We start from the raw sequence: 6,002 nt of genomic DNA, 5'->3' as shown, positions 1-6,002 counted from the left end.
GTAAAATCGCTGTAACCATGATAACATCGTTGTTAAATAAAAATCTTTCTCAATTAATTTTTAAGAATTTGTAAATATTGCGGAATGTTAATTTAAATATTCTCAAGTTTTTGGAGTTAATCAATAATTTTTGCTTATCTTTGTCCAACATTGGGTTAGGAGTCAGGAGTCAGGAGTCAGGAGATAGGGTGATAGGGATTTAGGGGTTTAGGGAAATTTCAGCCAAATGCTCTCCACTACCCCACTACCCAATTCATAATTCCCACTCTCGCCAACCCCTATTTTCCGTCTAAACTTTTGTATAGGGATAGTCTGGGAAAGTATCGATAACTCTTAGACTAAATAATTCGGGACTCACATCACAATATAGACTATGGCTTACTATTGGTTTAAAGCATTTCACCTGATTGGGGTAGTTGTTTGGTTTGCGGGACTATTTTATTTGGTACGTTTGTTTGTCTATCACGCGGAGGCAGCAACAGAAACGGAACCCGCACAAGCTATTCTGAAAGCACAATACGAGATCATGGAGAAGCGACTCTACAATATCATTACCACACCGGGGATGATTGTCACCGTAGCCATGGCGATCGGTTTAATCTCCACAGAACCGGAAATTTTAAAATCGGGATGGTTACATATTAAATTATCCTTTGTGGCTCTTTTACTGCTCTATCATTTCTACTGTGGTCGCATCATGAAAAAGCTAGAAAAAGGGGAATGTAATTGGACGGGACAGCAATTTCGGGCCTTAAATGAAGCACCAACCCTGTTATTGGTAGTTATTGTCCTTTTGGCAGTATTTAAGAATCAATTACCCCTCGATTTGACCACTTGGTTAATTGTAGCTTTAGTGGTATTAATGGCGGTGACAATCCAACTTTATGCTAAAAAACGTCGCAAAGATCAAGAAAAACTTCGGCAAAATACTCCCCAAAAAGAAGAAGTAGCGATCAGGTAAATTATCTCAATCATTCCCTAGGTTTCTAGGATAACAGTTAAGAGTGGTTTGACAGCTGTGGGATGGTCTTTTTAGTCCATCCCAATTGTATAGGTAGCAACGTTTAGCTTTTAGCTTTTTGGCTTTTTGCTACTTTTGAGCTTATACAAAAACTATTTTTAATAGTGTGATGAACTCCCAAGCTATGGATTGTTTCTCCCTGCTCCGGCGCTCCGCTGCTCCCCTATACCTTTTAAACAGGATTTAGTATAAACCTCTTGCGAACAGGAAACGCTATAAATAAAAACAATCTCCTGACGACCGACTCCTGACGACCGACTCCTGACTACTGGCTACTGACTCCTAACCCTAACAACAATTGTTGATTTTTACAAGAGGTCCTATGAATAGTTGCTGGATAGATTGGGAAAAAATAACTAGAGATTTTCTCAGTTCCCGCAAACTCAAGCAAGTTGCTGAATTGCGAGGATTCTATCGAGTTAATCCCTCTGGTATTCCTAGAATTCCCCCCGATTTAGAATTGAGAGACTACCAAAATACAGCGATTATCAGTTGGTTTCGTAATCGGGGACGGGGAACTTTAAAAATGGCCACCGGCAGCGGTAAAACTATTACTGCTTTAGCTATTGCCATGGAACTTTACCAAGCGATAGAACTGCAAGTATTATTAGTAATTTGCCCCTATCGTCACCTAGTCAATCAATGGCAACGAGAAGCGGAAAAATTTAATCTTAAACCGATTTTAGCCTACGAAAGTGTCCATACATGGCAAAGTCAACTAGCCACAGAATTATATAATGTGCAAGCGGGTAATCAAAAATTTGTCACTATTTTAACTACTAACTCAACTTTTATTAGCGAGGGGTTTCAATCACAAATAAAATTTTTTCCCGATAAAACTTTAATCGTTGGTGATGAAGCACATAATTTAGGTTCCCCCCGATTAGAAGAATTATTACCCCGTTCTTTAGGTCTAAGATTGGCTTTATCCGCTACTCCTGAAAGATATTTTGATGAGGAAGGCACTGACGCTATTCTTGATTATTTTGGACAAATTCTACAACCAGAATTTACCTTAGCTGATGCTATTAGTAAAGGAGCTTTAGTCAATTATTTTTATTATCCAGTCTTGGTTGAATTAACCGACGGTGAGGCTTTATTATACGCAAAATTAACCCAAAGAATCGGCTGGACTTTGCAGAAAAATAGTAATTTCAATGGTAATGAAAACCTCACCGCTTTGTTAATGCAAAGGTCACGATTAGTCGGTTCAGCAAGTAATAAATTACAGGCTTTACAACAACTGATGCAAGAGCGTTTAGATACGGATCATACTTTATTTTATTGTGGGGATGGTTATGTGGAAAATTATACTGCTAATTATCGTCGTCAAGTAGAGGCAGTTACTCATTTATTGGGCAATCAATTAGGTTATCGAGTTGCTACCTACACCGCAGAAACTTCCCTAGAAGAACGAGAAAAAATTCGCCAACAATTTGAGGAGGGTTATCTACAAGGATTAGTGGCAATTAGATGTTTAGATGAGGGAGTAGATCTGCCATCAATTCAAAACGCAGTCATTCTGGCTAGTAGTGGTAATCCTCGACAATTTATTCAGCGTCGCGGGCGAATATTGCGACCCCATCCCGATAAAAAACAGGCCACTTTATTTGATATGATTGTTATGCCACCGACCTTAGATCGAGAAACTTGGGAAGTAGAAAGGAATTTATTACGCAAGGAATTAAAACGCTTTCTGGAGTTTGCCCAATTAGCTATTAATGCTCAAGAAGCTGAGACTAAATTAGGGGAGATTCAAGATAGATATTGTCTTTTGTCTAATTAAAACTTGAAAAGTTAAATCTTGGCAGCTTTTATGCTAGAATAGAAGTTAGTCAAGAATTGATCTGAAAGTCAAGATTGATCGCCGAGAAAAATTAACCCAACCGAATAGCGATCAATAAAGTTGTATAATTTTCTTTCCTCTACTTCTAAACTTCTATGTCTCCCCGTCAACAACCCCGCCGCATTGCTCGAGAACTTGCCCTTTTGAGTTTAAGTCAGATTAAAGGCAATCCTGAAAACCTAGAACAGCAAACTTTAAACGATTTAATTTTAGTCGCGGTTAGAACCTTAACCCTGGAAATTCAAGAAACCTTAGAAACCGCCGCTGCCGAAATTAGTCGTGGTAATGAACGGATTCTCGCTAGTGATACTAAGGCGACAAATCTAAAAAGCGCCCAAACCATGGTAAAAGAAGCGATTTCTCTTACTCACAATGCCATTAATCGTTTAGGAACCGTGATAGATTTTCCCGAAATTGTCCAGTTATCTAGTCAGTACGAAGTGCGGGAATATGCCCTAGAATTAATCGGTACAGTCTATCGTCGTCGTGCGGAAATCGAACAGGAATTAACCGGTGCTTTAGTGGATTGGCAACTACATCGTTTACCAAGAATTGATCGGGATATCCTCCAAATTGCCGTGGCAGAAATGCTCTATCTCGATCTACCTCAAAAAGTAGCGATTAATGAAGCAATCGAATTAGCAAAACGTTATTCTGATGATGAAGGTTATCGCTTTATTAATGGCGTTCTCCGACGGGTAACGAATAAGCTAAACGAATCAGAAAAAGCCGTATCTACCCAGAGTTAACCCCGAAAGAAATTAATACTACAATGACCACATTTTATAGGGATATTCCTGTAAATTGATATTGTAGTATCGCTCATCTCCCGTGACTTCTTCGCCGATCCAATCAGGAATAGTAATGACTTGATCCTCTTGTTCTAACTCAATTTCAGCCATAATCAAACCTTGATTATCCCCTAAAAATTCATCAACTTCCCAAGTTAAATTATCCAGAGAAATGCGATGACGAATCTTTTCAATTAAAGGTTTCTTACAGAGGTTTTCTAACATGAGCGCCGCATCTTCTAGGGGAATTGCATACTCGAATTCCAGCCGACTAATGCCCTCAGTCTTGCCTTTAATGGTTAAATAACCCCGATCTCCAACTACACGAACTCGCACGGTTGTCAATCCATCTTGGGTAGGAATATATCCCTGACGATACAACCCACTGGCAGCAGCCAGCGATCGCCAAGAATCCCCTTTAACCAGAAACTTCCGTTCAATTTCAACAGTCATAAGCTTTTGATGGCAATAAATTTAAGCCGTAGCCACGGCAGCAGCTTGGGTTCCTAGTTGAATTAACTCGATCTTGTAGCCATTAGGATCTTCCACAAAAGCAATCACGGTAGAACCGTGTTTCATCGGGCCCGGTTCCCTGGTGACATTGCCACCAAGGGCTTTAATTTTCTCACAGGTGCTATAGATATCATCCACGCCTAGGGCGATATGACCGTAAGCATTACCGACTTCGTAGCGATCGACTCCCCAATTATAGGTCAGTTCGATGACAGCATGATTAGCTTCATCGCCATAACCGACGAAAGCGAGGGTAAACTGACCATTGGGATAGTCTTTCTGGCGCAGTAACTTCATTCCTAGCACATCGCAGTAAAATTGTAGAGATTCCTGCAAGTTATTGACCCGGAGCATGGTGTGTAAGAGACGCATGATTATTTTTAGATGACATCGATCGAAAAATTACTTATCCTTGATTGTAACCAGTCCTTGTGCCTTCTTATCTCCTTGAGGGTCAACAATTATACCAATACAAATGTACGAACTCACCTGTAAAATCACATATACTTTAGACGTTCATAATCTGAGATTTATTAAACTTCTGAAATCGTAGAGTGAGCAAGGAATCCAGTTCTTTTTTATGTTTCAGGTGGGCATCATTCAGACATTCATAAATAGCTGAAGAAAAGTCAGAAAAGTTTTCATAGTATTTACCATACAAACATTTCTTTTTGACAAATTTCCACAGCCTTTCAATTAAATTTAGATTAGGCGAATAAGACGGCAAATAGAGTAGCTCTATTGACAAAGAAAGAGCCAATTCTTCAACAATTTTACATTTTTGATAGCGGGCATTATCTAATACTAGAGTGATGGGAATAGTTATTCCTAAAGCAGCTATTTTTTTAAGAAGTTCACAGACTTGAGCTGCTGTAATATAAGTGTCATATGTTACCATAATAACTTCATGAGTTATCGCATTTAATGCTCCTAAAACATTGAAGCGTTTACTCCCGCTCGGTGACTTAACGAAAAGTCTCTCAAAACACCAAACAAAACCGAGAAAAGCTCCCATAACAAAGTGAGCGGCATCAACAAAAAAAAACAGCCCTTTTTCCTTCTTTCGCCTCATTTAGTCTTGGTTCTAGCTTTTTTTCTTTGTAGTCTTCTTGTTCATCCCGGTCAGCTTTAGAAGGAAGAGAACCTACTTTTATACATTTCATTCCCATTGATTTTAAGAATTTCCTCACTTGAGTAGGACTTCGTTTTATTCCTGTCAATTCTTCTCTTCTATATACAGCTTCATTTATTGTGGCTGGTGGATTTTTCTCGAAATATTTTTTGAGCGTTTCTCTTTGAGACTCTAATTCACTTTTAGGGCGATAGAAGTTGATTTCTTTTAATTTTTCTATTCCGCCTTCTTGATAATCTCGAAGATAAGTTAATAAGGTATTTGGCGAGATTCCTGCTAACTGACAAATTTGGTTCTTCGGTTTGTCTTATGCAACTGACAGGGTTACAAGGAATGAAACTCTTATATAGAAAGACATTCGGGGATTTATGTCAATTGTTTTCGATCTAGAGCGAACTAATCAATTAAGTCTCTTGCCAGATAAGGATTTAGTCGATTTATGCCCCCCTATTGAACCATACCAAGTAACGAAGAACCAAATCTACTTTCGTCATAATTGTAGTTACTCCCAAAACTAACTAAAATCTGTTGTGTATATCTAGGAAAAGATTTTCAATATCGACGTTATCCATCCTCTGATCTCTATAAAGAGAATACTTAAGACGAGCAATGATTTCTTCCTTAAAATTCCTTTTTAAGGAAACAAAATTATGAACTTCACATAAAGGATAAGGATATCCAAGAATATAATGTTCTTGC

6 protein-coding genes and 1 pseudogene are annotated in these 6,002 nt (G+C 38.5%); 3 read left to right on the top strand and 4 right to left on the bottom strand.

The features are described 5' to 3' along the window. Positions 1-373: 373 nt before the first annotated feature. The 3 genes from hemJ to nusB all read left to right on the top strand — a co-directional run bounded on the left by hemJ (position 374) and on the right by nusB (position 3,616). Positions 374-961 carry a protoporphyrinogen oxidase HemJ gene (hemJ, locus tag PX636_RS16095; RefSeq protein WP_002796778.1) on the top strand — a complete coding sequence of 196 codons (588 nt, stop codon included), beginning with the start codon at positions 374-376 and terminating at the stop codon, positions 959-961. Between the two features lie 382 nt (positions 962-1,343). After that, positions 1,344-2,807 (top strand): DNA phosphorothioation system restriction enzyme, encoded by a 1,464-nt coding sequence (locus PX636_RS16090; RefSeq protein WP_002796776.1) that lies wholly within the window; start codon positions 1,344-1,346, stop codon positions 2,805-2,807. A 155-nt stretch (positions 2,808-2,962) separates the two neighbouring features. Next, positions 2,963-3,616, top strand: a complete 654-nt coding sequence (gene nusB, locus PX636_RS16085; protein WP_002796775.1) for a transcription antitermination factor NusB — start codon at positions 2,963-2,965, stop codon at positions 3,614-3,616. 18 nt (positions 3,617-3,634) lie between these two features. Here nusB and PX636_RS16080 read toward each other — a convergent pair whose 3' ends face one another. From PX636_RS16080 to PX636_RS16065, 4 genes and pseudogenes are all read right to left on the bottom strand, one after another. Beyond that, positions 3,635-4,111: a CYTH domain-containing protein gene (locus tag PX636_RS16080; RefSeq protein ID WP_002796774.1), complete on the bottom strand. Its 477-nt coding sequence runs from the start codon at positions 4,109-4,111 to the stop codon at positions 3,635-3,637. Between the two features lie 21 nt (positions 4,112-4,132). Beyond that, on the bottom strand, positions 4,133-4,543 hold the full coding sequence (gene gloA / locus PX636_RS16075; RefSeq protein WP_002796773.1) for a lactoylglutathione lyase: 411 nt from the start codon (positions 4,541-4,543) through the stop codon (positions 4,133-4,135). A gap of 136 nt (positions 4,544-4,679) precedes the next feature. Then, positions 4,680-5,604, bottom strand: a pseudogene (locus PX636_RS16070) (IS630 family transposase); the annotation flags it as partial. 217 nt (positions 5,605-5,821) lie between these two features. After that, on the bottom strand, positions 5,822-6,002 hold a 181-nt coding region (locus tag PX636_RS16065; protein WP_288117807.1), incomplete at its 5' end, for a hypothetical protein.

It is taken from the genome of Microcystis sp. M53598_WE2, assembly GCF_030067735.1.
In the GTDB taxonomy this organism is placed as follows: domain Bacteria; phylum Cyanobacteriota; class Cyanobacteriia; order Cyanobacteriales; family Microcystaceae; genus Microcystis; species Microcystis aeruginosa.
This window is presented reverse-complemented; position numbering and strand designations above follow the sequence as displayed.